This is a genomic window from Plantactinospora veratri (assembly GCF_036421995.1).
Taxonomy (GTDB): Bacteria; Actinomycetota; Actinomycetes; order Mycobacteriales; family Micromonosporaceae; genus Plantactinospora; species Plantactinospora veratri.
Genome location: NZ_JAZGQL010000004.1, coordinates 166,176 through 191,595, shown reverse-complemented (window position 1 = coordinate 191,595; position 25,420 = coordinate 166,176). Strand labels below are relative to the sequence as shown.

At 70.9% G+C, this 25,420-nt stretch carries 23 protein-coding genes; 4 read left to right on the top strand and 19 right to left on the bottom strand.

The window, feature by feature from the left end; all coding sequences use genetic code 11:
* Positions 1–234 precede the first annotated feature (234 nt).
* From V1634_RS05720 to V1634_RS05705, 4 genes are all read right to left on the bottom strand, one after another.
* Positions 235–1,155, bottom strand: a complete 921-nt coding sequence (locus V1634_RS05720; RefSeq protein WP_331206676.1) for a TIR domain-containing protein — start codon at positions 1,153–1,155, stop codon at positions 235–237.
* A 76-nt stretch (positions 1,156–1,231) separates the two neighbouring features.
* Positions 1,232–2,170 carry an SMP-30/gluconolactonase/LRE family protein gene (locus V1634_RS05715; RefSeq protein WP_331206675.1) on the bottom strand — a complete coding sequence of 313 codons (939 nt, stop codon included), beginning with the start codon at positions 2,168–2,170 and terminating at the stop codon, positions 1,232–1,234.
* Between the two features lie 204 nt (positions 2,171–2,374).
* The gene (locus V1634_RS05710) at positions 2,375–3,151 is read right to left on the bottom strand and encodes a response regulator transcription factor (protein ID WP_331206674.1); all 777 of its coding nucleotides are present in this window, start codon (positions 3,149–3,151) and stop codon (positions 2,375–2,377) included.
* On the bottom strand, positions 3,148–4,470 hold the full coding sequence (locus V1634_RS05705) for a sensor histidine kinase (RefSeq protein WP_331206673.1): 1,323 nt from the start codon (positions 4,468–4,470) through the stop codon (positions 3,148–3,150). Before V1634_RS05705 ends, V1634_RS05710 begins: the two co-directional genes overlap by 4 nt.
* Before the next feature lie 128 nt (positions 4,471–4,598).
* Between V1634_RS05705 and V1634_RS05700 the strand changes: the two genes are divergently transcribed.
* Genes V1634_RS05700 through V1634_RS05690 form a run of 3 tightly spaced genes read left to right on the top strand, consistent with a single transcriptional unit; the run spans position 4,599 to position 7,452 of the window.
* Positions 4,599–5,219, top strand: coding sequence for a PH domain-containing protein (locus V1634_RS05700; protein ID WP_331206672.1), 621 nt, complete (start codon positions 4,599–4,601; stop codon positions 5,217–5,219).
* Positions 5,216–6,808, top strand: a complete 1,593-nt coding sequence (locus tag V1634_RS05695; protein ID WP_331206671.1) for a PH domain-containing protein — start codon at positions 5,216–5,218, stop codon at positions 6,806–6,808. Before V1634_RS05700 ends, V1634_RS05695 begins: the two co-directional genes overlap by 4 nt.
* Entirely contained in the window at positions 6,790–7,452 is a 663-nt protein-coding gene (locus tag V1634_RS05690; RefSeq protein ID WP_331206670.1) for a DUF998 domain-containing protein, read from the top strand. The genes V1634_RS05695 and V1634_RS05690 overlap by 19 nt, the downstream gene beginning before the upstream one ends.
* Before the next feature lie 75 nt (positions 7,453–7,527).
* Here the strand turns inward: V1634_RS05690 and V1634_RS05685 are convergent, their stop codons facing one another.
* The 14 genes from V1634_RS05685 to V1634_RS05620 all read right to left on the bottom strand — a co-directional run bounded on the left by V1634_RS05685 (position 7,528) and on the right by V1634_RS05620 (position 22,117).
* Positions 7,528–8,736: a low temperature requirement protein A gene (locus tag V1634_RS05685; RefSeq protein WP_331206669.1), complete on the bottom strand. Its 1,209-nt coding sequence runs from the start codon at positions 8,734–8,736 to the stop codon at positions 7,528–7,530.
* A gap of 337 nt (positions 8,737–9,073) precedes the next feature.
* Positions 9,074–10,045 carry a phosphotriesterase family protein gene (locus V1634_RS05680; protein ID WP_331206668.1) on the bottom strand — a complete coding sequence of 324 codons (972 nt, stop codon included), beginning with the start codon at positions 10,043–10,045 and terminating at the stop codon, positions 9,074–9,076.
* 13 nt (positions 10,046–10,058) lie between these two features.
* Positions 10,059–11,030 carry a shikimate dehydrogenase family protein gene (locus tag V1634_RS05675; RefSeq protein WP_331206667.1) on the bottom strand — a complete coding sequence of 324 codons (972 nt, stop codon included), beginning with the start codon at positions 11,028–11,030 and terminating at the stop codon, positions 10,059–10,061.
* Positions 11,031–11,078: 48 nt separating this feature from the next.
* Positions 11,079–12,059, bottom strand: a complete 981-nt coding sequence (locus V1634_RS05670) for a phosphoglycerate dehydrogenase (protein WP_331206666.1) — start codon at positions 12,057–12,059, stop codon at positions 11,079–11,081.
* Positions 12,056–13,621 (bottom strand): xylulokinase, encoded by a 1,566-nt coding sequence (gene xylB, locus V1634_RS05665; RefSeq protein WP_331206665.1) that lies wholly within the window; start codon positions 13,619–13,621, stop codon positions 12,056–12,058. The genes V1634_RS05670 and xylB overlap by 4 nt, the downstream gene beginning before the upstream one ends.
* Before the next feature lie 7 nt (positions 13,622–13,628).
* Complete coding sequence (locus V1634_RS05660; RefSeq protein ID WP_331206664.1) at positions 13,629–14,687, bottom strand: ABC transporter permease; 1,059 nt, start codon at positions 14,685–14,687, stop codon at positions 13,629–13,631.
* The gene (locus tag V1634_RS05655; protein WP_331206663.1) at positions 14,687–16,255 is read right to left on the bottom strand and encodes a sugar ABC transporter ATP-binding protein; all 1,569 of its coding nucleotides are present in this window, start codon (positions 16,253–16,255) and stop codon (positions 14,687–14,689) included. The genes V1634_RS05660 and V1634_RS05655 overlap by 1 nt, the downstream gene beginning before the upstream one ends.
* Positions 16,256–16,274: 19 nt before the next feature.
* Positions 16,275–17,312, bottom strand: coding sequence for an ABC transporter substrate-binding protein (locus V1634_RS05650; RefSeq protein ID WP_331206662.1), 1,038 nt, complete (start codon positions 17,310–17,312; stop codon positions 16,275–16,277).
* A gap of 32 nt (positions 17,313–17,344) precedes the next feature.
* Entirely contained in the window at positions 17,345–17,941 is a 597-nt protein-coding gene (locus V1634_RS05645; RefSeq protein ID WP_331206661.1) for a glucose-6-phosphate isomerase family protein, read from the bottom strand.
* A 208-nt stretch (positions 17,942–18,149) separates the two neighbouring features.
* Complete coding sequence (locus tag V1634_RS05640; protein ID WP_331206660.1) at positions 18,150–18,941, bottom strand: GntR family transcriptional regulator; 792 nt, start codon at positions 18,939–18,941, stop codon at positions 18,150–18,152.
* 84 nt (positions 18,942–19,025) lie between these two features.
* Positions 19,026–19,583, bottom strand: coding sequence for a hypothetical protein (locus V1634_RS05635; RefSeq protein ID WP_331206659.1), 558 nt, complete (start codon positions 19,581–19,583; stop codon positions 19,026–19,028).
* A 71-nt stretch (positions 19,584–19,654) separates the two neighbouring features.
* On the bottom strand, positions 19,655–20,893 hold the full coding sequence (locus V1634_RS05630; protein WP_331206658.1) for a hypothetical protein: 1,239 nt from the start codon (positions 20,891–20,893) through the stop codon (positions 19,655–19,657).
* A 65-nt stretch (positions 20,894–20,958) separates the two neighbouring features.
* Positions 20,959–21,708: an ABC transporter ATP-binding protein gene (locus tag V1634_RS05625; protein ID WP_331206657.1), complete on the bottom strand. Its 750-nt coding sequence runs from the start codon at positions 21,706–21,708 to the stop codon at positions 20,959–20,961.
* Positions 21,709–21,751: 43 nt separating this feature from the next.
* Positions 21,752–22,117, bottom strand: coding sequence for a hypothetical protein (locus tag V1634_RS05620; RefSeq protein WP_331206656.1), 366 nt, complete (start codon positions 22,115–22,117; stop codon positions 21,752–21,754).
* A 611-nt stretch (positions 22,118–22,728) separates the two neighbouring features.
* Here V1634_RS05620 and V1634_RS05615 point away from each other — a divergent pair.
* Positions 22,729–23,100: a VOC family protein gene (locus V1634_RS05615; protein WP_331206655.1), complete on the top strand. Its 372-nt coding sequence runs from the start codon at positions 22,729–22,731 to the stop codon at positions 23,098–23,100.
* A gap of 46 nt (positions 23,101–23,146) precedes the next feature.
* Here V1634_RS05615 and V1634_RS05610 read toward each other — a convergent pair whose 3' ends face one another.
* Positions 23,147–25,399 carry a glycoside hydrolase family 127 protein gene (locus V1634_RS05610; RefSeq protein WP_331206654.1) on the bottom strand — a complete coding sequence of 751 codons (2,253 nt, stop codon included), beginning with the start codon at positions 25,397–25,399 and terminating at the stop codon, positions 23,147–23,149.
* Positions 25,400–25,420 lie beyond the last annotated feature (21 nt).

Sequence of the window (25,420 nt, the reverse complement as noted above, 5' to 3'; positions counted from 1 at the left end):
AACCCCCAGGACATCCGCGGAAGGCGACCGGCGAGCCGTCGACCGCCATCGATCTATAAGAATCTATAGAAAGACGTAAGTCAACCGGGCGGTTCGCGCGGCCGGAGCAGCGCACCAACCCCGTCGCGACCGGTCCGCTACCGCTCGGCTCCGCCGGGCCACCGAACAGAAAGCTGATCAACACTGCGGTGGGCGGCCTGAGATTCACGGAGCACGGAGGCTACGAGCCGAGGCTCAGCTCTCGGACTCGTCGCTGCGTATAAGCCGGACCGCGAGTATCTTGCCGCCCCGCAGACCGACCTCGTTCAGCGTTCGGAAGTCGCGACTGCGCCCGTTTCTCCGCGACCAGGCGCTGCCGAGGTCAGTCATGGAAACATTTTGTATCACGTCGAAAAGCTCCCATCGCGCTCCGTACGAGAACGCCGGCACAAAACCGTTCATCCGCGCGTAGACCTCATTCAGGAAGTCACTCACATTGTCAAACTCCCGGACTGGGTACCTGCCAGTTCCCAACGATTGATCGACCTCCGAGTAGTCGACGAGAATATCGCCGGGCTCGGCCATGTGCTGCGCGGTGAACGCCGGCAATCGGCGTTCCAGATCACGTACCAGGCTCAGAATCTCATCGATCTTGTCCCCCGACTGCCGGACCGCCTTGACCTTTCCGTCCTCGGGCATACGCGCGAGCTGATTGACGGCTTCGTCAAACTCCGACCAGGCCCGGTCAAAGGACTTCTTCAGCAAAGGTTGATCCATTGGCTTGTCCGTACTGGCGTTCAAGGAGGCCATGAGCTTGAAGACGTCGGCCTTCTCGGTCAGGGAGGTTGCCTGGAACTGGGCCAGCGGGCCGGTGACGTCCGCCGGCCGCACGTCAAGCAGCACCGGGCGCACTCGCGCGGCGGTGACAGATTTCGCCAAAGCGCCCGCCTCGAAGTTCAGCCAGGGCTCACTCACATTGTCGGACGTAACACAGACCAGTCCTTGTGAGGTCGTCGCCAACAGCTCCGACAGCTCGCTCCCCCACCGTTGACCCTTGTCAATGTCCTCACTCGACATCCACGGCTCTATTCGTTGCACGACGCTCGGAATCCAGTCCCGCAACAGAAGCGCGACCTGATTACTGCGCGGCTTGGACCAACTGATGAAGAGCCTCATACCCGTACCGCTCCCGTCGTTCGACATATTGGAGCAGTATGGGGGAGGACGCCCGACGGAGCGCGGAAGGGCCGGGCTACGGCTTCGGGATGGCCACCGCCGTGTAGGTGGTCTCCGGCGTCGGTGGGGTGCTGAACCGCGCGTTCGGCAGATAGAGCCGGTTGCCGTACGAGGCGACCGTGGTCGGGATGTCGAACCGGGGATCGGTCAACCGGGCGACGACCCGCCCCGAGCGACCGTCCGGCGACAGCCTGAGTACGGCCACCGTGTTGAGCCGGTTGAGCACCGCGTAGAGCGTCCGGCCCTCCAGCAGCAGCCCGTCGCCGTTGCTGAGCAGCTCTCCACCCAGGTCGACCTGCCGGGCCACCCCCGAGCGGGGGTCCACCCGGAACAGCAGCCCGGTGTTGGACTGCACCACCAGCAGTGCCCGGCCGTCCGGGGTCCGGCAGATGCCGTTGGCGTTGTTGCCGGTGGTGTAGACGATGTCCCCGGTCAACGGCAGATTGCAAACGGTCGCCCGGCGGCCGGTCGACACGACGTACAGCACCGGGTTCTGCGAGTCGGTGAAGTACGCCGAGTGCGGGGTCAGCACCACGTCGTTGACGAAGCTCGGCTCGGTGGTGAAGGTGAGGTCGGCGAGCAGCCGGCCGCTCCAGGCGTCCACGATCCGCCCGGTGCCGGCCGTGCCACCGGCCACGAAGAGCCGTCCCCGGTTGTCCAGTTTCAGCCCGATCGACGGGAAGCCCGCCCCCGGCCCCCGGCTGATAACCCGGCCCTCGCCGGTCGCCAGGTCGACCCGGTAGATGGAACCGTCGGCCCGGGAGCCGAAGTAGCCGAACGGCAGCGCGCCGATCGTGATCCCCTCCGGCATCCAGCCGTCGGGCAGGTCGAACGTGTCGGGGAAGCGCTTGCGGGGACGTCCGCCGGGTGCGTGCGCGCTCGCCTTCTCCGGGGCGCCGACCGCGGCGGCGATCCCCAGCGCGGCGAAGCCGGTCAGGACATTACGTCGGATCATGGGCGTGTCTCCATCCGTGCTCCTGAGTCTGTCGCAGTGCCGGAGGGCACTGCTCGCGCGAGAAGACACGCACGGATGGATCGACGGGTTCAACTGCCGTCGGAATCGACCGGCTGCCGGGACAGGGCGGCGGCGCGAAGATGGTCGGGTGCGCGGAGACGCCGGGGCGGCGGGGGCTTACCGGAGCAGGGTGACGGGTGCCGACTACTCGTCACCCGCGTCGTGGGCGAGCAGCGCGAGCTGGATCCGGTTGTCCAGGTCGAGCTTGGCCAGCGCGCTGGAGACGTACGCCTTGACGGTGCCGACGGAGAGGAACAGCCGGTCGGCGATCTCGCCGTTCGACAGCCCCTCCGCGACCGCGACGGCGACCGCCCGTTCCCGCTCGGAGAGCAGCCCGAACCGTTCCCGGGCCCGCTGCCGGCGCTGGTCGGGGCGGCGGTGCGGGGCGACGCCCGCCACGTGGTCGATCAGGGTACGGGCGACCGTCGGGGAGAGCACCGGCTCACCGGCGGCGGCCCGGCGCACCGCGTCGACGATCTGCTCCGGTGGGGTGTGCTTGACCAGGAACCCGGCCGCGCCGTTGCGGAGCGCGTCGAGGATCGTCGCGTCGGCGTCGAAGGTGGTCAGCACGATGACCTCCGGACGGTGCCCGGATCGGGCGGTGATCGCCCGGGTCGCCGCGATGCCGTCCAGCAGCGGCATCCGGACGTCCATCAGCACCACGTCCGGGCACAGCCGGGTCACCGCGTCGGCGACGTCGGCACCGTCCGCCGCCTCGCCGACGACCTCGATGTCGGGCGCCCCGCCGAGCATCAGCCGCAGCCCGGTCCGGACCAGCGCGTCGTCGTCGACGAGCAGCACCCGGATGGCCGGGTCGGCACCCTGCGAGGGCGAGTCGACCCCGGCCGGGTCGGCACCCGTCGGGGCCGGGTCGGCACCCGTCGGGACCGGCTGGCGGCTCGGCCCGTCGCCCGGAGTCATGCCGGCCAGGGTAGCCGGGTGCAGAGCCGGAACGTCCCGCCGACCACTCCGTGCTCGATGGTCCCGCCGTCCAGGGCCAGCCGCTCGGCGAGCCCGGTCAGCCCGGCCCCGGCTCCGGGCAGTTCGGTGGCGGACCGCGGGGACGGCAGCGGATTCGTGATCGTGGCGACGACGCCGGTACCGGGGTCGGCCTCCACCCGTACCGTCACCTCGCTCTGACCGGCGTGCTTCCGGGCGTTCGTCAGTCCTTCCTGGACGGTGCGGTAGACCGTACGCTGCACCGCCGGCCGGAGCGACTCGGCCGCGCCGGGCGCGCAGACCATCTCGAACGCCACCCGCTGACCGGCCGCCTGCGCCTCCTGGACCAGTCGGAAGATGTCGGCCAGTCTCGGCTGCGGCGCCGACCGGTGCGGCGCCGGCTGTTCCGCCGTACCGGCTTCCGGGTCCGGCTGCTCGACGCCACTCCCCTCGCCCCGCTCCGGCCGCAGTACGGCGAGTACGTCGCCCAGCTCGACCAGCGCCTGCCGGGCGTTGTCCCGGATCACCTCGATCGCCCCGCCGACCTCGCCCGGCTTGAGCGGGACGCCCGCCCCCGCGTCGGCCTGGGTCGTCCGGTACGCCAACGCGCCCGCGTGCACCGAGATCAGTGAGATCCGGTGCGCCAGTACGTCGTGCATCTCCCGGGCGATCCGCTCCCGCTCCGCCCGGCGGGCGCCGGCCAGCCGTTGCCGGTGCTCGTCGCGCGCCCGGTCGACCTCGCGACGCAGGTTGGCGATGAGTTCCCGCCGGGCCCGGACCGCGATCCCCCAGCCGAGCGGCACCAGATACATCAGCAGAATCAGTGTCAGGTATGCCCACCGGGTGACACCGGGCGGCGGGTTCTCGTATCCGAACAGCAGCGACGGCACCAGGTGCAGCACGGTGACCAGGGTCGCCGGCAGCCAGTTGCGGTGCACCGCGACGGTGAGCACCATGACCAGGGCCGCGCCGAGCCCGGTCGCCGCCAGCGCCAGCACCAGCACCATCGCGATGCCGAGCAGGATCGGGAAGCGCCGCCGCCACCACAGGGCCAGGCAGGCGACGGCGCCGACCCAGGGGTCGACCGTGATCATCCAGCCGGGGATCGCGTCGACGTAGTGCAGCGGCGCGCTGCGCCAGGTCCACGCCCAGAAGAGGACCGCCAAGCCGAACAGCACGACGTCCACGGCCCAGTCCCGGACGCTGCGCCGCGCCCTGTCATCGGGGTCGGCGTGGGCGGTCCCGGCCGGCGCGGCGGTCCGGCCTCGACCGGGCCGCCGACGGCGTCGGGCCAGCTCCATGCGCCGAGGGTACAAACTTCCGGCCCGCCGCCGGTCTGGTCGACCGGCCATCGGTCCTGGCCAGCCGACCAGAACCGATGGCCGACCGGCAGCGGCGCCGGGCCGGGCCCGTGCCGCAACGTCCAAGGATGGCACAGCAGCAGCCGCACACCGGCCCACCGCCGACCGCCCCGGACCCGGACGACGGGGACGCCACCGGCCCGACCACCGCACCGTCGCCTCCGGTGGACTCCGCCGGGCCGGGCCCGGGGGCGGTGGCCGGGTCGATCGGGTTGCGCCCGCTCCGGCACCGGGTCGACCGCCGGGCCGTCGGCTGGTGGAGCACTCGGGTGATCCTCGGCGTAGCGCCGCTGGTCACGGTCCTTTCCATCGGGTACGCCGTGCTGCCCGCCGCCCGGGGCTGGCTCGGCCCGATCCTGCTGGTGCTGGTACCGGTCTGGCTGGCGTACCTGGCCGTGGTGCCGTCCTGGCGGTACGCCGTACACGGTTGGGAGGTCACCCCCGAGGCCGTGTACGCGGTGTCGGGGTGGTTCGTCCGGGAGTGGCGGGCCGCCCCGATCTCCCGGATCCAGACCGTCGACACGGTCCGGGGGCCGCTGGAACAACTCTTCGGACTGGCGACGGTGACCGTGACGACGGCCTCGGCGAGCGGCCCGGTCGTGCTGACTGGACTCGACGCGGACGTCGCCGCGCGGACGGCCGAGCGGCTCACCGAGATCGTCCGGCAGACGGCAGGGGACGCGACATGACCCCGCCGTCGGAGACCGCGCGTGACTCGACTCCGGCGGCGGAGATCCCGTGGCGGCGACTCGACGCCCGGATCATCTGGGTCGACGGGCTCTACGCGCTGCTGTCGCTCGTACCCGCCGGGTTGGCCCTGCTCGTCGCCGACGAGCCGCACGCCGCGACGCTGATCCCGGTGCTCGCGGTGGCCGTGGGTGGGGTTGTCGGCGCGGCCCGGGACACGCTGCGCTGGGTCAAGACCCGGTACCGGCTGACCGGGGAGCTGGTGGAGATCCGCACCGGCCTGCTGGTCCGGCAACACCGCACGCTGCGCCGGGAGCGGATCCGCACCGTCAGTACGACCGCGCGGCTGCGGCATCGACTCGCCGGGCTGCGGGTGCTCACCGTCGGGGTCGGCCAGCCGGGCGCGACCGGGTACGAGGCGTTGCAGCTCGACGCGGTCACTCGGACGGCCGCCGAGGAACTCCGCCGCGAGCTGCTGGCCGGTTCGGCGGAGGTGACTTCCGTCGGTGTTGGTGTCGAGCCGCCGGGTGAGCGGGTCTTCGCGCGGATCCGCTGGTCGTGGGTCTGCTACAACGTGTTCAGTGTGTGGGCGCTGGTCACGGCGGCCGGGCTGCTCTGGGGCGGTTACTGGCTGGCGCAGTCGTTCGGGTTCGACGCGGCAGGTTTCGTCACCGGACTGCTCGACTGGCGGGCGCTCGGTCCGTGGCGTACCGGTGCGATCGCGTTCGTCGGCGTTGGTGCGCTCGGGGTGCTGGGCATGGCGGTCGCGTTCGTGGCGGAGAACTGGGCCTTCCGGCTGGTACGCGTCGACACCCCGGCCGGCGCCGTGCTGCGTACGTCGCAGGGGATGTTCCGGACCCGGGAGGTGAACCGGGACGTCAGCCGGCTGCGTGGAGTCGAGATCGCCGAACCGCTGCTCTGGCGCTGGATGGGGATGGCGGACACCAACGTCATCTCGACCGGGCTGTCGATCTGGAGCATGACGCCGGCCACCACGATCCTGCCGCGCGGGCCGATCGGCGTGGCGCGGTCGGTGGCCGCCCGGGTGCTCGACCTCGACGCCGGGGCCGACCCGTTCGCCGTACCGCCGCGTCGGCATCCGCCGGCCGCGCTGCGGCGCCGGTTCGGCTGGGCGGTGCTGGTCACGCTCGCCGTCACCGGGCTGCTGGCGTGGCTGGGCCATCTCGTTGGGGCGATGCCGTGGTGGAGTTGGCTGGTCGGGGTGGCGGTGTTGCCGGTGGCGCTGGGCGCGGCGGTGGTGGCGTGGCGGGCGCTCGGGCACGGGCTCGTCGGTGGGTACCTGGTGGTCCGGTCCGGGCTGGTCAGCCGGAGCACGGCGGCGCTGTCCCGCCCGGCGGTGATCGGCTGGCGGCTGCGCCAGTCGGTGCTGCAACGACGCCTCGGCCTGGCCACCCTGACCGCGACCACCGCAGCCGGCCACGGCCAGTACGCGGCGGTGGACATGCCCGCGCGGACCGTGGTCGGCTTCGCCGAGCAGGTGGTACCCGGCCTGCTCGCCCCGTTGGTTGTTGATCCGCTCCTCGGGGCGGACGTGTCAGCTCTGGAGGAAACATGTCACCGCGTCGGCTGACCCGAGTACTGCTCTGGTGTGGAGTGGTCGGCCCGCCGCTGTTCATCCTGGTGTTCCTGGTCGACGGCGCCACCCGGGCCGGCTACGACCCGACATACCATCCGGTGAGCGCGCTGAGTCTCGGCCCGCGCGGCTGGATCCAGATCGCCAATTTCGTCCTGACCGGGCTGCTGCTGCTCGGCTTCGCCGTCGGGCTGCGCCGCGCCCTGCGTCCGGGGCGGGCTGACCTCTGGGGGCCGCTGACGGTTGGTGGGTTCGGGCTCGGGCTGCTGCTCTCCGGCGTCTTCGTGATGGACCCGGCCCACGGCTATCCGCCCGGGGCGCCGCTGGACGGGATCGCCACCAGCTTGCCGGGCGTACTGCACGACAACCTCGGCATCGTGGTGTTCGTGTCGGTACCGGTCGCCTGCTTCGTACTGGCCCGCCGCTCCGCCGGCCGCCCCACCGGTCGCGGCTGGATCGGGTACGACATCCTGACCGGACTCGCCGGCCTGGCGCTGTTCGGCATCTTCGGTACGGCGTGGGAGACCGACCACCCGTCGACCGGCCTGATCCAACGGGTGATGATCGCCCTCGACTGGGCCTGGATCACCGTCCTCGCCCTCCGGCTGCTCGCCGGGACCCCTCGTCGTCCCGGTCCCTGAGCTGCTGGGGCCGGTGCTGAGCCCGCCGGCAAGACACCCAAGGTGGTACAGCGTCGGGGGGCCGACCCGGCGCGATCACGCCTCGGGCCCGTGGTTGCCAGACTTTTCCCGCCCGATCGGCGAGGCGGATTCCTCCAGCGGCCGTTGCCGACTTCGCAACGCGTCGAGCAGCGCGACCAGGGCCAGCACTCCGGCCGACACGTTCAGCCCGACCATCGGCGGCCAGCGCGCCAACGCCGCCGTAGCCAACAGCAGGACTACCAAACCGATCAGCTGCGACCGGGCGACCCGACCGAAGATCTCATACTCCAGCCGCGCCCGAGCGGCGAGGAAGAGCGCCGGACCACCCACCACGAACAGCAGCCACGTCGGCCGCACCTGCCCGAACGGCTGGGTGATCACCAGCTCGTAGGCGACCGCAGTGACGAGCACGCTGAGCACGAGAAACACGTGCGTCCGTTGCGACGCCACACCCAACCGGCCGGGCAAAGGTGACCGATCCAACGCCTGGGGCAGCAACAGGCCGGCCCGGTGGAAGTAGATCCGCCACAGCAGCGCGGTGGTGATGAAGGCGACCCCGAAGGCGGCAACCCGTTCCGCGGAATAGCCCACGCCACCGAACACGATGCCGATGCCCCAGATCGATTCACCGAGCGCGATGAGGAACATCTGCTGGTGACGTTCGGCCAGATGCTCCCCGGCGATCCGCCAACGACCCACCGTCGCAGCTCCGAGTCGCGGCAGCGGCCAGCCCAGAGCCCAGGCGAGATAGTCCACGGCGAGCGCGGCAGCCCAGAGCGGCAGGCGGAGCTGGTCCGGGCCCAGCGCGCCGACCAACCAGAGCGGCGCGGTCGCCGCCGCCCACGGGGCGAGCCGGAGCGCCACCCGCCGACGTGGGTGGCCCCGCAGCGCGGCGGCGATCACCAGGGGCCGGACCACCATCACCACCAGGTACGCGACCGCGAACGGCAACGCCCGCTCCTCCAGCGCGCGCGGCAGCGTCACCGCCATCACCAGGCTGGCGAACATGGTGCCGACCACGACCGCCTGGATGATCGACTGCTCCGGGTCGTAGCGACTGGTGATCCAGGTGGTGTGTGACCAGATCAACCAGAGCGCCAGGAACAGCAGCAGGGTACGCCCGAGCCCGGCGACGAGCGCCCAGCCGGCGTCACCGCCCAGGTCGACGAACCGTTGCGAGACCCGGGTGAGGGCAAAGACGAACGCCAGGTCGAAGAAGAGTTCCAAGAACGAGGCGCGCCCCGAGCTCGTCGCAGAGCGCAACAGCTCGGCACCGCGTCCCGCCACCATCGCCCGCCCTGCCCGCCCCTGCCCGCCCCTCGTGGCACCAACGAGTCGGCCGCCGGCAGGGTTGCGCGGGCCGCTGCCGGCGCTTCCCTCGCCGTCATCCGCCTTTGGGCTCGCGTGCTGGCTGTGCAGGCATGGTCCTGATCCGCGCTGGCGTCAGTGCAGGTCGGCCACGAACTTGCCTGCGGTACGGGCCGAGTTCCGGCATGGCGCTGAGAATCTCGTCGACCGAAGGGCGCGGGTACGGCAGCACGGACAGCTCCCTCGGGCGGCGGAACGGCCACCGCACCATACAGTCGCTGTGCCACGACGGTCAGCCGGTGATGCTCCAGGCGAGTACCCGGGCCGGTGCGTCAACCATGATTTCGTGTACGACCTCCGGGCCGAGGCGCGTACGCAGCCGGGGCAGGAACCGGTCGGGCAGGTACGCCAGCCCCGGCATCCCGCCGTACCCGACGTACCGGCTGCGGCGGGCGACGTCGCCGCCGAGCAGCAGGTGCCCGGCCATCCCCGCCCCGCACACCGCCGCGATCAACTCGATCAGCGCACTGTCCGGCCGCTCCCGGTGCCGGGCCATCCCGTCGTAACCGAGGTACGCACCCCGCTGGGCGAGTTCCACGTGCAGCCCCGGGTCCGGATTCCGGTCCGCGTGCGCCAGCACCACCCGCCCGGCGTCGACGCCGTCCGCGCCGAGCAGGTCGAGCACCTCGTGACCAGCACTCCCGTGCTCCAGGTGCACCATCACCGCAGCACCGGTCGAGCGGTGCGCGGCAGCCACCGCCCCGAGCACCCGTCGCTCGAACGGACTGATCGACCAGTACCCGATCCCCGCCTTGAGCAGCCCGGCCCGCACCGCCCGCCCCTCCGGGTCCAGCGCGATTGGCGTACCCCTGGAAGATGCTCCGGTGTCGCGGGCCGGGCAGCCGTCGACGAGATCGGCGTGGAACCGCGCGGCCAGGTCAGCCTCGGCGGCCGTGACCAACGGATGGTCCGGACCATAGTGCGCCTCCCGGTGCGCGCCCGTGGTCGCCACCACCCGCATCCCGGTGGCGGCACTGATCCTGGCCACCGCCGCCGGATCCCGGCCCAGCCCGACCGGGGTCGCCTCGACCATCGCGGTGATGCCGGCGGTGAAGAGCAGCCCGGTCTCAGCCTGGCTGGCCGACTCGTCGTCCAGCTCGTCGCCGGGCAGCAGCGGGCTGACCTGGAACAGGTGCTCGTGGTAGTCGGTCGGGCCGAGCAGCTCCGGCGGCACGTCGCCGAGCACGGTCCGGACGAAACTCACGAGCTGACCCCGATCACCGCACCGCCTCGGCCGCCGCCGAGAGCCTCCGCACTGTCGCGGGATCCACGGGTACGTCGAAGATCTCGGCGATCGCCTGGCTCCAGCCGTGGATGAAGTACCGCCACCCGTCGACCACGGTCAGCCCGCGCTCATCCTGCTGCTCCGTCGCCTGGTGCAGGAACTCCAGGCTGCCCCGGTAGTTGAAGTCCCAGGCGTAGCCGTGCCGGGGCAACCGGGCCCCGGGCGGCAGCGGCGTCCCGGGCCGATCTTTGCCGAGGCCGGTCGCGTTGACCACCAGGCTGCCGTCCGGAAGCGCGTCGAGCAGCGCCACGATCTCGCCGGGCTCGGCAACGAGCCGGTACCCGACGAGGTCGGCCGGCAGGCCGCCGCGCTCGACAACCCCGCGCAGGTGGGCGAGCCGGCTCGGGTCGGTGTCGGTGCAGACGATCCGGCGTGGCCGGTCGGCCCGCTGGCCGAGGTACCAGACCAGCGCCGTCCCGGCGCCGCCCGCGCCCAGGCAGACCACCTCGGCACCGGTCGCGCCGAAATGATCGTTCGGCAGGAAGTCCTGCACGGCGAGTCCGGCGGTCAGCGGGTCCTTGGCGCCGCCGCGCAGCTTGCCGTCCCGCTTCGCGATGCTGGAGATCTCGCCGCAGAGCTGGGCGAAGTCGTCGACCTCGTCGAAGAGGTCGTGCGCCGCCTGATAGAGCCGGAGCTTGTGGGTGGTCACCAGCGCGCCCCGGTGCGCCGGGTCGTCCCGGATCCGCTTGACCAGGTCCCGATACTGCGCGTCGTCGGCGTCCAGCGGCAGGTCGTGCCCGACCAGCCGGTCGGTCGGCAGGCCGAGGATCTCCGCCCACCTCGGGAAGACCCGGTTGATCGACGAGCCGCCGGTGGTCACCCCGACGAAACCCATGTAGCCGGCGCCGTCCGACCCCCCGCCGGCCGATCCGGTACGTCCACCGCCGCCAACCCTCGCGCCCACCGCTGATCCCCCTTGTGCCTCTCGCCCGCTCGTCAGTCTCCCGACCACTTACCCCGAGCCCGGCCCGCCGGCCGTCCGGACGGGATGCGTCGGAGGCTCACCGCCGAGCACCGCCAGCAGGTCTGCCACGGCGAGCGAGCCCATCCGGTCGATCGCCTCCACGGTCTGCGCCCCGAGGTGCGGGGTCAGGACAACCCGGTCGGCCAGATCCTCGGCGAGCAGCGGCGAACCGGCACCCGTCGACTCCGTGTCGAGGGTGTCGGCGGCGTAACCGGCGAGCCGGCCGGTGCGCAGCGCCTCGGCGAGGGCCGCCTCGTCGACCAGGTCGGCGCGGGCGGTGTTGACCAGGAGCAGCCCGTCCCGGGCCCCGGCCAGCCACTCGGCGTCGACCAGTGGCCGGCCGCCACCGGGGGCGTGCAGGGATACCGCCGTACAGCGGCGGGGCAGGTCGGCCAGGTCCGCGGGTTCGGCACCCGCCGCCCGGATCGCCGCCGGGTCCACCATCGGGTCGTACCCGAGCAGCGTGGCACCGAACCCGCGCAGCCGCTCCGCCACCGCCCGGCCGATCCGGCCGTACCCGACGAGCCCGACGGTCGACGAGCCGAGTTCCCGGCCTCGGGACACGCTCCAATCGCCGGCCCGGACCCGGCGGTCCCCGGCCGGGATGCCGCGCAGCACGGCGAGCAGCAGTCCGACGGTCAGGTCGGCGACCGCCTCGGTGTTCGCGCCCGGGGTGTTGGTCACCACGATGCCGCGCGCCGCTGCCGAGGTCAGGTCCACCGCGTCGACCCCGACGCCGTGCCGGGCCAGCACCGCGAGCTGCGGGGCGGCGGCGAGGTGTTCCTCGGTCACCGGCGCGGTGCCGGCGATCCAGCCGACAGAGTCGGCCAGCAGTGGTCGCAGCGCGTCGAGCCGGTGGTCGGTCGGGCCGCGTAGCACCGTCAGGCCGGCGGCGCGCAGCTCGCCGAGCAGGTCCCGGGAGCCGGACGAGAACGACCGGGAGGTGACCAGCACGTTCCGCCCGCTCATGCCGACCCGCCGCCCGCCTGCTCGCCGCCCGCCTGCTCGCCGCCCGCCTGCTCGCCGCCCGCCTGCTCGCCGCCCCGGGCCGCGTTCCACGGTTCCAGTCGCCGGTACGCGTCGAGGAAGATCCCGTGCCGTCGCCGGTAGTCGGCGTGCCGGGCCGGATCCGGGGTGAACTCGGCGGTGACCTCGGAGAGTTTCCGGGCGGCGCCGAAGTCGTCGACCAGGCCGAGCCCGACCGCCGCCGTCACCGCCGCGCCGAGGCTGTTCGCCTCCTCCACTATGGAACGTCGCCGGACGGTGGCGCCCCAGACGTCGGCGAGGATCCGCAGCCAGGCGTCACTCGCCGCCCCGCCGCCGATCGCGTCCACCCGGTCCACCGGCACACCGTGCTCGCGGAAGGCGTCGACACAGGTGAGCAGGTTGAACGCCACGCCCTCCAGCACCGCCCGGACCAGGTGCGGCCGGTCGTGGTGCCGGCGGAGCCCGAGGAACGCCCCGGCCGCCTCCGGGTCCCAGTACGGGGAGCGCTCGCCGAGCAGGTGCGGCAGGAAGTAGAGCCCGTCCCCGGCCGCCGTTGCGGTGTCGGCCGCCTCGACGAGCCGGTCGAACCGGTCCCGGTCACCGGCCGGCTCCAGCACGTCGGCGATCCACTCCAGGGATGCCCCGCCGGCCTGCATGGTGGCGGTCGGCACGTAGTGCCCGGGTACCACGTGGTCGAAGGTCATCGTCCGCATCGCCGGGTCGTGCAGCGGGCGCGGCGCGGCCAGCGACACCCAGGACGACGAGCCGAGATAGCAGTACGCGCCGTCGGCCGGCGAGACGACTCCGGCACCGACCGCCGCCAGTGGGCCGTCCCCGCCGCCCATCAGCACCGGGGTGCCGGCCCGCAGCCCGGTCGCCTCCGCCGCCGCCGTGGTCACGGTGCCGACCACGGCGGTGGCGGGGACGATCTCCGGCAGCAGTGCCGGATCGAGCCCGGCCGCGCCGAGCAGCACGTCCGACCAGGTCCCCCGCTCCTGGTCGTACGCGTTCGTGGAGGAGGCGTCGGACGGGTCGGTGGCGAGCCTCCCGGTGAGCCGGTGCACGGCATAGTCCTTGGCGAGGCAGACGTGCCGGACCCGGGCGAACACCTTCGGCTCGTGGTCGCGGACCCACATCACCTTGGTCAGCGAGTACGTCGGGTTCAGCCGGTGCCCCAGCAGCCTGTACGCCCGCTCCGCCCCGACCCGCGTCACCAGCTCGGCGCACTGCGCCCCGCTGCGGGTGTCCGCCCAGATGATCGACGGCCGTACCGGCTCGTACGCCGCGTCGAGCAGCACCGCCCCCATCATCTGCCCGGAGATCGCCAGCCCTCGGACCTCGGCCGGGTCGACGTCGTGCCGGGCCAGCAGTTGCCGGGTCGCGTCGGCGAGCGCGTGCCACCAGTGCGCCGGATCCTGCTCGGCGATGCCGCCGGGGGCGTACCGGGTCGGGTAGCTCACGGTGACCGAGCCGACCAGCGCGCCGGTGTCGGTGTGCAGCGACGCCTTGTCGCCGGTGGTGCCGAGATCGTGCGCGATCAGCATCGCCCGCTCACGCTCCCCGCCGCACGCGCCGGCGGCCCTGCAACTGGTCGACCCCCACCGCTACCAGGATCAACGCTCCGATCGCCACCTGCAACCAGAACGGGTCGACGCCGAGCAGGGTGCCGCCGTTGTTGAGCAGCCCGACGATCAGCGCCCCGACCAGGGCGCCGAGGGCGGAGCCGCGGGCGCCGAAGAGGCTCGCCCCGCCGATCACGCAGGCGGCGATGGCCTGGAGTTCGTAGCCGGTGCCGGCGGTCGGTACCCCGTTGCCGAGCCGGGAGGCGAGCAGGATGCCGCCGAGCGCGGCCAGCGTCCCGGCCAGCGCGTAGACGCTGAGCAGCACCGCCCGGACCGGTACCCCGGTCAGCCGGGCCGACTCCGGGTTGGAGCCGACCGCGTAGATGTAGCGGCCCCAGACCGTGCGTCGCAGCCCGAAGCCGACGAGCAGGGCGATCAGCACGGTCAGCCAGATCAGGTTGGCGACGCCGAGGAACTCGCCCCCGGCGATCGAGGTGAAGGAGCGCGGCAGCGGCTGGATGGTCCGGCCGTCGGTGTAGAGCAGGGTGATCCCCCGGGCCATGCCCAGGGTGCCGAGGGTGACGATGAACGGCGGCATCTTGAGGATCGCCACGAGCACGCCGTTGACCAGTCCGACCGCCGCCCCGGCGAGCAGGGCGAGCACGACGGCGAGCAGCACCGACCCGCTGCCGGCGGTGTCGAAGACCGCCTTCGCGGCGATCACTCCGGAGAGCCCGACCACCGAGCCGACCGAGAGGTCGATGCCGGCGGTGAGGATCACCAGGAGCTGCCCGATGGCGATGATCGCGTAGATCGAGACCTGGCGTCCGAGGTTGTCCAGGTTGGTGCCGGTCAGGAAGGTGTCGGTGGCCAGGCTCAGCCCCAGGACCAGGAGTACGAGTACGGGCAGCCCGCCGAAGCCCCGGCCGAGCAGGCTGCCCAGCCCGAGCACCTCCGGCTCGGCCGCCGTGCCCTTCCCGGCCGCGGTCTCCGGCGGGGACTCCGGTACGGCGGCGTCCTCGGCTACTTTGCTGTCGCGGGTCGTCATCAGGACTCCAGAGGGGCTTGCGGGGTCATCGGGGCCGGCGGAGCCTTCGGGGCCGACAGGTCGGCGGCGGAGGTCGGCGGGCTGGTGAGCCGGAGGATTTCCTCCTCGGTCGCCTCGGCCGCCGGCAGTTCGCCGACGATCCGGCGCTCGCGTACCACCACGATCCGGTCGCAGAGGCCGAGCAGCTCGGGAAGATACGACGAGACCACGAGTACGGCGAGGCCGGTCCGGGCCATCTCGGCGATCGCCTGGTAGATGTCGGCCTTGGCGCCGACGTCGACGCCCTTGGTCGGCTCGTCCAGCAGCAGCACCTTCGCGCCGGTGCCGAGCCAGCGGGCCAGCAGTACCTTCTGCTGGTTGCCGCCGGAGAGCGAGGTGACCAGGTCGTCGAAGGAGCCGTACTTCAACCGCAGCCCCTCGACGGCCTGCCGGACGTGCCGGCGTTCCCGGCCGCCGCGCAGTACCGGCCCGCTGGCGACCCGGCCGAGGCTGGCGATCGAGACGTTCGCCTCGATGGAGAGTTCCAGCAGCAGCCCGGATTCCTTGCGGTCCTCGGTGAGCAGCGCGACGCCGTGCCGGGCCGCCGCCCGGGGCGAGCCGGCGGGGATCGGCGTCCCGTCGACCCGGACCTCGCCGCCGTCGACCCTGTCGGCGCCGAAGACCGCCCGGACGATCTCCGAGCGGCCGGCGCCGAGCAGCCCGGCCAGCCCGACGATCTCGCCCCGGTGCACGGTCAGCTCGACGGGTGCGGCGAAGCCGGGGATGCGCAGGTCGCGTACCTCCAACCGGGGTGGGCCGATCTCGTGCCGCTCCCCCGGATAGAGGTTCTGCACCGGGCGGCCGACCATCGCCTGGATCAGCGAGTCGTGGTCGTAGTCGGCGATCGGCCGGGTAGCCACCACCCGGCCGTCGCGCAGCACGGTGACCCGGTCGCCGACGGCGAACATCTCTTCCAGGCGGTGGGTCACGTAGAGCACGGTGTGCCCGGCGTCGCGCAGCGCGGTGACCCGGTCCAGCAGGGCCGCCGCCTCCCGTTCCGAGAGCGCCGTGGTCGGCTCGTCGAAGATCACCAGCTTGGCCCGGGTGCCGAGGACCCGGGCGATCTCGACGAGCTGCCGGGTGGCGGTCGGCAGCGCGCGTACCGGCTGGTCCAGGTCGAGGTCGGCCAGGCCGACCCGGTCCAGGTGGTCCAGGGCGGTACGCCGCTGCGCGGCCCGGTCCACGATGCCGAGGAACCGGCGCGGGAACCGCCCCATGGTCAGGTTGTCCAGCACGCTGAGGTCGGGCAGCAGGCTCAGCTCCTGGTAGACCACCCCGATCCCGGCGTCCCGGGTTTCCACCGGGGACGGGCGCGGCCCGAGCGGCACCCCGGCGACCGAGTACTCGCCCCGGTCCCGGGCGACCGCGCCGGTCAGCACCTTGATCAGGGTGGACTTGCCGGCCCCGTTCTCCCCGGCGAGGCAGTGCACCTCGCCGGGGAGCAGGTCCAGGTCGACGTCGCCGAGCGCCGTCACCGGCCCGTACGTCTTGGTGACTCCGCGCAGCCGTACCACCGGCTCGTCGCTCATCCCGCCTCCCCCGTCCGGCTCAGCCCTTGGTCTTCGGCGGGTTGAGCAGGGACCGGAGTTCCTCGGCGTCCACGTTGGACTTGTCCACGAGTACGGCGCCCGGGTCCAGCCGCTGCGGCGCGTTGCTGCCGGCGACCGCCATCGCCGCCTCCACCACGCCCTGATAGCCGAAGAAGAACGGGTTCTGTACGACGATCGCGTCGATCCCGCCGGACCGTACCGCCTCCACCTCGGCCGGGTCGGAGTCGAACGCCACCACCGCGACCCGGTCGGCGGCACCCTTCTCCTGCACCGCCTTGGCGGTGCCGACGCCCGAGGTGTTGTTGTCGGCGAAGATCCCGGCGAGGTCCGGTACCCGGGTCAGCGCGTCGTTGACCTGGCCGACGGCCTTGTTCAGGTCGTTGTCGTTGACCAGGGTCTGCACGATCGTCGCCTGCGGGCACTTCTCGGCGAGCCCCTGCTTGAACCCCTCGAACCGGTCGATCAACACCTGTACGCCGGAGACCGCGGACTCGTGCAGCACCTTGCCGTTCGGCTTGCCCGCCTGGGTGATCAGCTCGCAGAGCCGCTGTCCGGCCTGGGCGCCGGCCTTGACGTTGTCGGTGCCGATGAAGCCGTCGGCCTTGGTCTGCACCGCGTTGTCGACGATGACCACCTTGATCCCGCCGGACCGGGCCCGGTCGATCACCCCGTTGAGTGCGGTGGAGGAGTTCGGCGCCAGCACGATCGCCTTGGCGCCGCGCGAGATGGCGTCCTCGACCAGGCGTACCTGGGGTTCGATGTCCGCCTCCGAGGTGGGACCGAACAGGTCGAGTTCGACGCCGAGATCGCTGCCGGCCTTCTTGGCGCCGGCCAGCATCGACTGCCAGAACTCGCTCTCGGTGGCCTTGACGATGACGTCGATCTTGGTACCGGCGATCGCCGCCGTACCGGCGTTCCCGCCACCGCCGTCGTCGTCCGAGCCGCCGCCGAAGGCCCGGCCGGCGACGACGCCGACGGCCAGGGTGACGACCGCGGCGAGCCCGGCCGCGCCGAGTGAGACGCTCTTCGTTGCCATCTGGTCTCCTATCCGTGGAAACTGGCGGTGGTTCAGGGCTTGCCCGCGGGTTCGCCGAACGGGACGAGGTCGAGGCGACCGGGAGCCCCGACGCGGCGGGCGCGCAGGCCCATGCCGTGCTCGAGCACCCAGCCGTAGTCGTGCCCGGCGCTGCCGGGATAGACGGCGAGGAACCGGTACGGCTCGTCGCCGACGTTGACGCTGCGGTGCGCCCAGCCCGGCGGGATGTAGCCGATGGTTCCCGGGCGCATGTCGAGCCACTCGGCCCGCTCGCCGTCGAAGAGCAGAAGGCCGCCGTGGCCGGCCAGGCCGAGGTAGATCTCGCCCTGCGGGTCGGGGTGCTGGTGTCCCTTGGTCATCCAGAACTCGCCGCCGGTCTCGCCCGGGTAGATCGTGGTGATGGACTGCGGGAGTTCCCGGGGCACCTCGGGGACGGGTGAGGAGACGACGGTGTAGACCACCGGGTCGCCGTCGGCGACCGCCCGCGCCCAGGCGTCGCCGTCGGCGAAGAGCCCTTCGAGGTCGGACATCCGCCGGGTCAGGACCTGGCCCTGCGGCTCCAGCGTGGCGTTGTCGGCGCCGAAGCTGATCACGAAGGGCTGGATCGGCGGGGTGGCGCTGGTGGTCACGTCGTCTCCCGTTTCCGTCGTGTTTCGAAACACTGTCGTCCTGTCATGACAGGATGTCAAGACTCGGATCGAGACCAGGATCCGGCAGCACGGGCAGGGTCGTGGACACACAGACGGGGCAGCTCGACAGGCGCGGGGACGCACACCCTCCGCTCGCCACCACCCGAGACGGCTGCCACGGGCGCCGCGTCCGCCGCGTCGGTCGAGGTCAGGCCTTCACGAGTACGAGCGGAGTGCCGGCCCGACCACTCGCCGTCGCCCGGGTCAGCTCCACCTGGAACCGGCTGCGGTCGCCCCGGTGCAGCGCGAGGAAGCTCTCCACCGGCCGGCCGGACTCCCCGATGCTGATGCTGCGCAGCGCCAACACGGGATCGCCACGCCGGATGCCGAGCAGTCTCGCCTGGGCGGCGCTGGCCACTGCCGCCTCCACCGAACGCACCCCTCGAACCAGTCGCACCCCGTAGGACGACTCCAGCACCTGGTAGAGCGACCGGTCGGTGAGATCCTCGTCGACCAGCCCCGGAGCCAGATCGGCCGGCAGATGGGTGACCGTCCAGACCCAGGGTTCGTCGTCGACGAAGCGCAGCCGCTCCAGGTGGATCACCAGCTCACCCGGCTCGATCTCCAGGTCGGCGGCGACGGCGGCGTCCGCCGGCAGCACCTCGGCCCGGCGTACCTCGCTGCGCAGGTGGCCGCCCCGGGCGGCGACGTCCTCGAAGAGCCCGGTGAGGGACTGCACCAGCCCCTCGGCGGTCTTCGGATGCGCGACGAAGGTGCCCCGACCCTTGACCCGCTCGATGACGCCCTCGTTCTCCAGGTCGGTCAGGGCCTGCCGGACGACGGTACGGGAGACGTCGTACTTGGCGCACAGCTCGTGGTCGCCGAGCAGGCGGTCGCCAGGTTGCCGGCGACTCCGCTCGATGTCCCGGACGATCAGTTGCTTGAGCTGGTAATACATCGGCAGCGGCGAGCCGCGGTCGATCCGGTCCCCTGCCTGCATGTCATGAGAGGATAACAGGCCTGCCCCGAGGCCATACCCGCCTGTTGTTGATCCGGGCTTGCACCGCCCTCTGATTGGGGGAGGTCAAGGGCGGTCAGGCCATGGGATGCCTCGTAGGCGCCAACTGAGGGCGAGGGTTAGCAGTGCCATGGCAGTGGTGACCCAGTAATTGGTGTGCCAGGAACGACCAGTGGCAAACTCGTTGGTGAGGACCGAGTTCGGTACTGCGTGCTGGGCAACCACGAAGCCCGCGAAGAGTGCGGGTGTAACCACGGTGGATGCCAGCGGGCCGAGAGCCAAGCACAGTATGGCGCCGATGCACGAGAAGACGGCCACGTTGCCGATCAGCCCGTGCAGGGGCGGAAACTGGTCGTCGGGGTGACTTGCAGTGATTGTCCAGTACCAGATCGGCAGGACGGCCAGGGGTGCGGCGAGCGTGGCCACGGAATAGGCCAGGTGTCCGAGCCGGGCCGACGGTCGGGCGGTGAGTTCGTGGCCGTCAAACCGCGGGACGGTGATGGCGGGGAGAACGCTGGCGAGGGCGACCGCGACGATTTCCGGAGTGCCCACGCCCCGGGGTGGTAGGTCGAACACGACGCTTACCGAAACGCTAAGCTCGGGAAACAACACCGTGAACAGCAATGCGACAACGGTGACGGTGACAGCGAGTGGGCCACCACGGACGTGCCACAGCCCCGCAGCACGGCTTCGCATTACCTGAGACCGGCGGACAGGCGGCACGAACTGATCAACTCCTGGTTGGTCTTGACGAATGCGCGGACCTGCTCGGCGTTCATGGCAGTCAGCTTGCGCGCTTCCGGTGATGGCTCGGCGGGGCCAAAGGCGCCCGCCAGGTCGTCGAAGCCTGCCAGTTGAAGAATTCGCGCGTAAAGAACGGTGGCGGCGTCGTAGCTTTCGGTGCCCTGGCCGGGCTGGAGGCAGCCGCCGAGCGTGATGGCTTCGCTTACCTGGAGGGCAACCTGGTCGGGGATGGTGGCGGCGAGGAACCTTCGGTCCCGGGGGCTCGGATCCAGGTTGATGAGGGCCTCTCCGTTGCGTGGGATGTCGTGATCGGACACGCCAACATCCGTCACCTGGTGCAGCATCGGGGCGAGTCCAGCGGCGCGCAGCCGCGCCACGACATCGACGGTGCGGGCCATGGCCGGCTCGTTCGCCGCGTGCAGGCACACCTCGGTGCCCTCGACCTGCTGGCACACCCGTGGGACGGGATGGTCCACCACAGTGAGCGCGGGGCGCCACACGAAGGCGATCGCGGTCAGGGCACCCACCACGGCCAGCCAGGTGAAATTGGACCGGCCCTGTCGGCGGACCGATCCGCGGGAGGCGGCCCACGATGCGACAGAGGCGGCAAGCAGGCAGATGGCGATGGAGGCGACGACGGCGAAGGCGGCGGTCGCGGGGTTCAGCTCGAACCTGGGCGAACTGGGGGTCCACTGCCGTACCGGCAGCAGGAGCCCGATCGGCATGAACAGCGGCTCGTTCGGCAGACCCATCACCGCGAAGGCCAGAACCGCGACCGCGGGAGCGATCACCCAGTGCCGGACGGCAGCACCGACGCAGAATCCGATCACTGCCAATGTGGCCACACCGGCCAAACCGACGACCACGTCCTGGAGGGCTAACGCGCCGGCGGTCGCCTGGCGCGCTGCGGCGAGGTGCACCGGGACCAACCCGAGGGCATGTCCCAGGCAGAGCCACACCGCCAAGGCAAGCCCATGGACGAGGAACAGGCCGGCAGCCACCCTCGGTCGCAGTGCCGCTGCCACCGGAGACGCCTTGGGAAAGTACGTTGCTCCGAGCGCGGCGGCCACACCGGACAACAACGATCCGGAGATCCAGAGCGACTCGTGCCACGAGGTGGCGACAGCCGACCAGGTGACGTAGTCGGACCCGGCTATGTCCCTGGTTGCCAGAAACGAACCGGTCGCCATGAGAGCGCCTGCGACCGGGAACACCCACAGCGGACCGGGCCAGCCGCACAACAGGCGCAGGCGATTCACTCGGAACCGCCGAGGGACACGATCAGATCATCGTAGGCGCGCTCGAAGGGTGACCCGGGGCGGCCATCACCAGGCGTGTCGGCGATGGTCAACTGCGAGATCGGGCCCTGGTACTGAATCTTTCCCTGGACCAGGACACCGACCGAGTCCGCGAGGTGCTCGACATCCTCGGTCATGTGGGTCGACAGCACCACCGGCCGCTCGGTGGCGAACTGCTGAATCACCTGCCGTACCTTGAGCCGCTGTCCCGGGTCGAGACCCACAGTGGGCTCGTCCAGGATGAGAATGCGCGGATCGTGCACAATGCCGGTGGCCAGTGCGACTCGTTGCCGCTGCCCGCCGCTGAGGGTACGGATCCTTCGAGAGGCAAGGTCCAGAGCCTGCATCTTGCCCAAGGCGACCTCGACGGCCGCGTCCGTCCGTGCCATTTCCATCCCGCTCAGCCAGGCCGCGTACGCGACGAGGTCGCGCACTTTCGCCAAACCCGGAAGCGACGGGTTCTGCGGTACGTACCCGAGCGCCTCCTGGGCGGCCTTACCGTCGCTGACGTCCCGGCCGTCGATGATCACTTGACCATGGCTGGGGCGTGAGAGACCCACCATGCATTTGATCAATGTGGTCTTCCCCGACCCGTTCGGCCCCAGCAGCGCGGTCACCCCCGGGCCGATCGTCCAGGAGGCGCCGGTCAAGGCCCGACGCCTCCCGTACGAGAATGACAGGTTTCGAACCTCGACGATCCCGGTCACTCAAACCTCTTGACCTTGTAGTAGTGAGACTCGTTTCGTGAGGTCAGCAGCGCGTGGCGCGCGACGACGCCGCAGACGCCCCGGTGCTCGACCTGAAATCAGAGTAGTAGCTGCCACGGCCGTTGCCACAGGACCCGTCGACGGTTTTGGTGCCCCAGCCGCCACCAGAGATTGAACCGACGGTGTCGTCGGGCCAGTTGTTCCGGTCCTCCCTGATACGACCCTCACCATCGACTGTGTCGGAGCAGCCCGAACGGCCCACGACCGCGTCGTTGTTCGAGTTCGGTACGTCGGCCCGCAAGGTACACGCCAAAGCTGAAGACGAGTCGGCAATCGCCACCCCAGCCGCCACGCCAACCAGGCCGAAAGCCGCGATACCGGTGATCAACGCCTGTGAAATCTTTCGCATAGAACTCTCCAAATTCGGTAGATCCGAGAGGGTGCGCTATTGGCAGTGACAGTGTCGGACCCTAGACAGGGTGGAGCGCGCGATGACGGGACCACCTCCCGAATTTGATCGCATTGTCATCACAGTTTGTGGGCAGCGCAATGAGGACGCCCGGGGATTCACTCAACCCGGAGCGTTGCCCACGTCTTCTGATCACGTCTGGAGAAATCCAGTACAGACAGTTCGACCCTTAACACCCCCGTGATAAGATCGATAAGGCATTGCTGCCGCGACAGTCAGACTCATCTACCGCAGTCTGTCGCCACCGTGCCACACCTAAGGACATTAGTCAATGCCACAGATTCGGGTGGCGGGCACGTCGAGTGCGGCGGCGACATCGACGGTCCCGCTCGGGAAGAGTTTCACCACTCGATCAAATTCCGGTTCTCGCGAGTGTGTGCGGATAATCGCTGTGCCGACCCGTGACTCCGCCGATTAACTGATCAACGCCCGCACGCCGACCACACGCTGAGCGCGAAGGGCGACCGATCCCACCTGCCGGGGGCCGTCGCTGCCCCTCGCGACCACGGACGGGCCTGCGATGCGTCGTACCCTCGCCCTACGCTGGCCCGATGGACTGGAAGATCGAACTCATCCCCGTTCCGGTGACCGACGTCGACCGAGCCAAGGCCTTCTACGAGAAGGTGGGGTTCAACACCGACCACGACCACAGAGTGCACGAGGGTCTGCGGTTCGTGCAGTTGACCCCGCCCGGCTCGGCCTGCTCGATAGTGATCGGCGACGGCATCACCGACAAGACGCCCGGCACCCAGGAGATCCAGGTCGTGGTGGCCGACGCCGAGGCGGCGCGCCGGCAGTTGCGCGAAGCGGGCGTCGAGGCGAGCGATGTCGACCCGCAGCCGTGGGGAAGCTTCGTCTACTTCCGCGACCCGGACGGCAACCGCTGGTCGTTGCAGGCGATCGAGTCGCGCCCGAACGGTTAGACCTGGCGCCACGCCGGAGACGTGGCGCCAGGTCCTGGAACAGCCGTCAGGACCCCAGCTCGTCCTCGGCGTTGCCGGCGGCGGTGACGATGTCCCAGCGCTCGTCCCGGGTGATCAGCCCGGCCTGCACCCACTCGGTCGCGGTCCGGGAGACCTTCGTCATGAACTGGCTGTGGTTCCTGAACGGTGCCGCCGCCCAGACCTCGTCGAGGAACGACGTGCCGTCCGGTCGCTTCCGGTTCGGCACACCGGAGTCGTGCGAGCCGAAGACGATTGCCGGTTCGGAGCGCCGGAAGTAGACGTGCTGCGCCTGGGTGTCACCGACGTAGAGCGGCCGCAGCGTGTGCTCGTTGGTGGTGAAGGTGCCGTCGCCGGCCGGTACGACCGCCCGGGAGAGGTCACCGGTCAGGGTGAAGTGCCGGTAGAGGGAGAACTCCTTGAGGCTGCTGCCGGTGCCGAGCGCCGGCAGCAGCACCGGCCCGTTGAAGATCGCCTGTACGTCCCGGTCGTCGAGCGCCTTCTCCAGGCGGAGTACGAACGGGATCGTCACCTCGATGGTGTCACCGGGCTTCCAGTTCCGCTGGATGCTCAGGTAGCTGCCCGGGGTCACCTTCCCCTTCCGGGCCACCCCGTTGACCTTGACGGAGAAGCCCTCGGCCCAGCCCGGGACCCGGAGCCGGATGTCCAGCCGGCCCCGGCCCTGCACCGTCAGCCTGGCCTGCTCGCTGCGCGGATAGTCGGTCTCCTGCCGGATGATGAACCCGTTCGCCTCCCAGGTCAGCACCGACCCGACGTAGAGGTTGACGTAGAGCGTCGAGTTGTCCGCGGACCGGAAGTAGACGGACTCCTGGTATTTGGTGTGGTTCTCCAGGCCGGAGCCGCCGCAGCAGGTGCCGGTGTTGCCGTAGCCACGGGTGCTGCCCGGGGTCAGCGGCAGGAAGTAGGTGACGTTCGGGGTGCTGGCCGACTCGGTGTCCCGCTTGGACCCGAGGATGTGGTTGAGCAGCGTCCGCTCGTAGTACTCCATGTAGGCCGGGTCCGGGTCGTGGAAGAAGAGGTTCCGGGCCACCTTGAGCAGGTTGTACGAGGTACACGTCTCGGCGCCGTTCCCGGCGATCGAGCCGGCGATGTTCCCCCTCGGCTGGAACAGTTCGGCGTTGGTGTTCGCCGGCAGGTCCGGGGTGGCCGGCCAGGTGCCGCTGGTGCCGCCGTGCGCGTACATCCGGTGCGGCACCACCATGTGCCAGAAGTTCTCCGTCGCCGCGTGGTAGGTCTCCTCGGCTCCCTGGTCGAAGACCCGCAGGTAGCCGACGAACTGTGGTACGTGGGTGTTGGCGTGCAGCCGGGTGATGATGTCCCGGTCCTCCACACAGGCGTCGAAGAGCGACTGCCGGTTGTCGAAGCACTTCGCCGTGGCCAGGTGTTTCGGGTCACCGGTGATGGCGTGCAGGTCGGCCATCACCTCGTTCATCCCGCCGTACTCGCCGGCGATGTAGATGGCCCACATCCGGTTCAGGGTCTCCCGGGGCAGCACCGAGAGCCGGCTGTGCACCCAGTCGCCCATCGCGGTGACCACGGTGAGCGCCTGCGCGTTCCCGGCCAGCAGGTACGCGTCGAGCAGCCCGCGCATGATCTTGTGGCAGGTGTAGTACGGCGCCCAGATCGTCGGGTAGGTGGCGAAGGACTCCAGCCGGACGAACTGGTCCTCGGGATAGGCGGCCAGAAAGCCGGGGTGGCTGTACTTCCCGCTCGCCGCCATCGCCGTCTGGCAGGCGGCCAGCTCGGCGACGATGTAGTCCACCTTGTCGCCGTAGACCGAGTCGCCGGTGGAGGCGTACGCCTGGGCGAAGCCGGTGAGCAGGTGGCCGCTGTAGTGCCCGCGCAGGTTGCCGGTGGCGTCGTCCCAGCCGCCCGGCGGGGTCGACCCCTCCGGCAGCGGCAGCCCGGCGGTGACCCGGAAGTTGTGCAGCACCCGGTCGGCCGGGTACGCCCGGAGCAGGTTCAGGATCCGGTCCCGCTTCTCGGCGAAGAGCGTACCGTCGAGCAGTTCGACCTGGTCCAGCCCGAACGGCTTCACCACCCAGCGCGGGTTGCGGTCGTAGAAGTCCCCCTGGGACAACGTCGCGGCGGTCACCGCCGCCCCGTCCGGCACGGCGGCGGCGCGGGCCGGTGCCGCTTGCGCGGGTGCGGCCGATGCCGCCGCACCGGGCAGTTGGGTCGCGGCGACGGTGCCGGCGGTCACCGCGCCGACGGTACGCAGGAAACGGCGGCGATCAAGTGCGTGCTGGTCTGCGACCACTGTCAACCTCCTCGGTGGTGG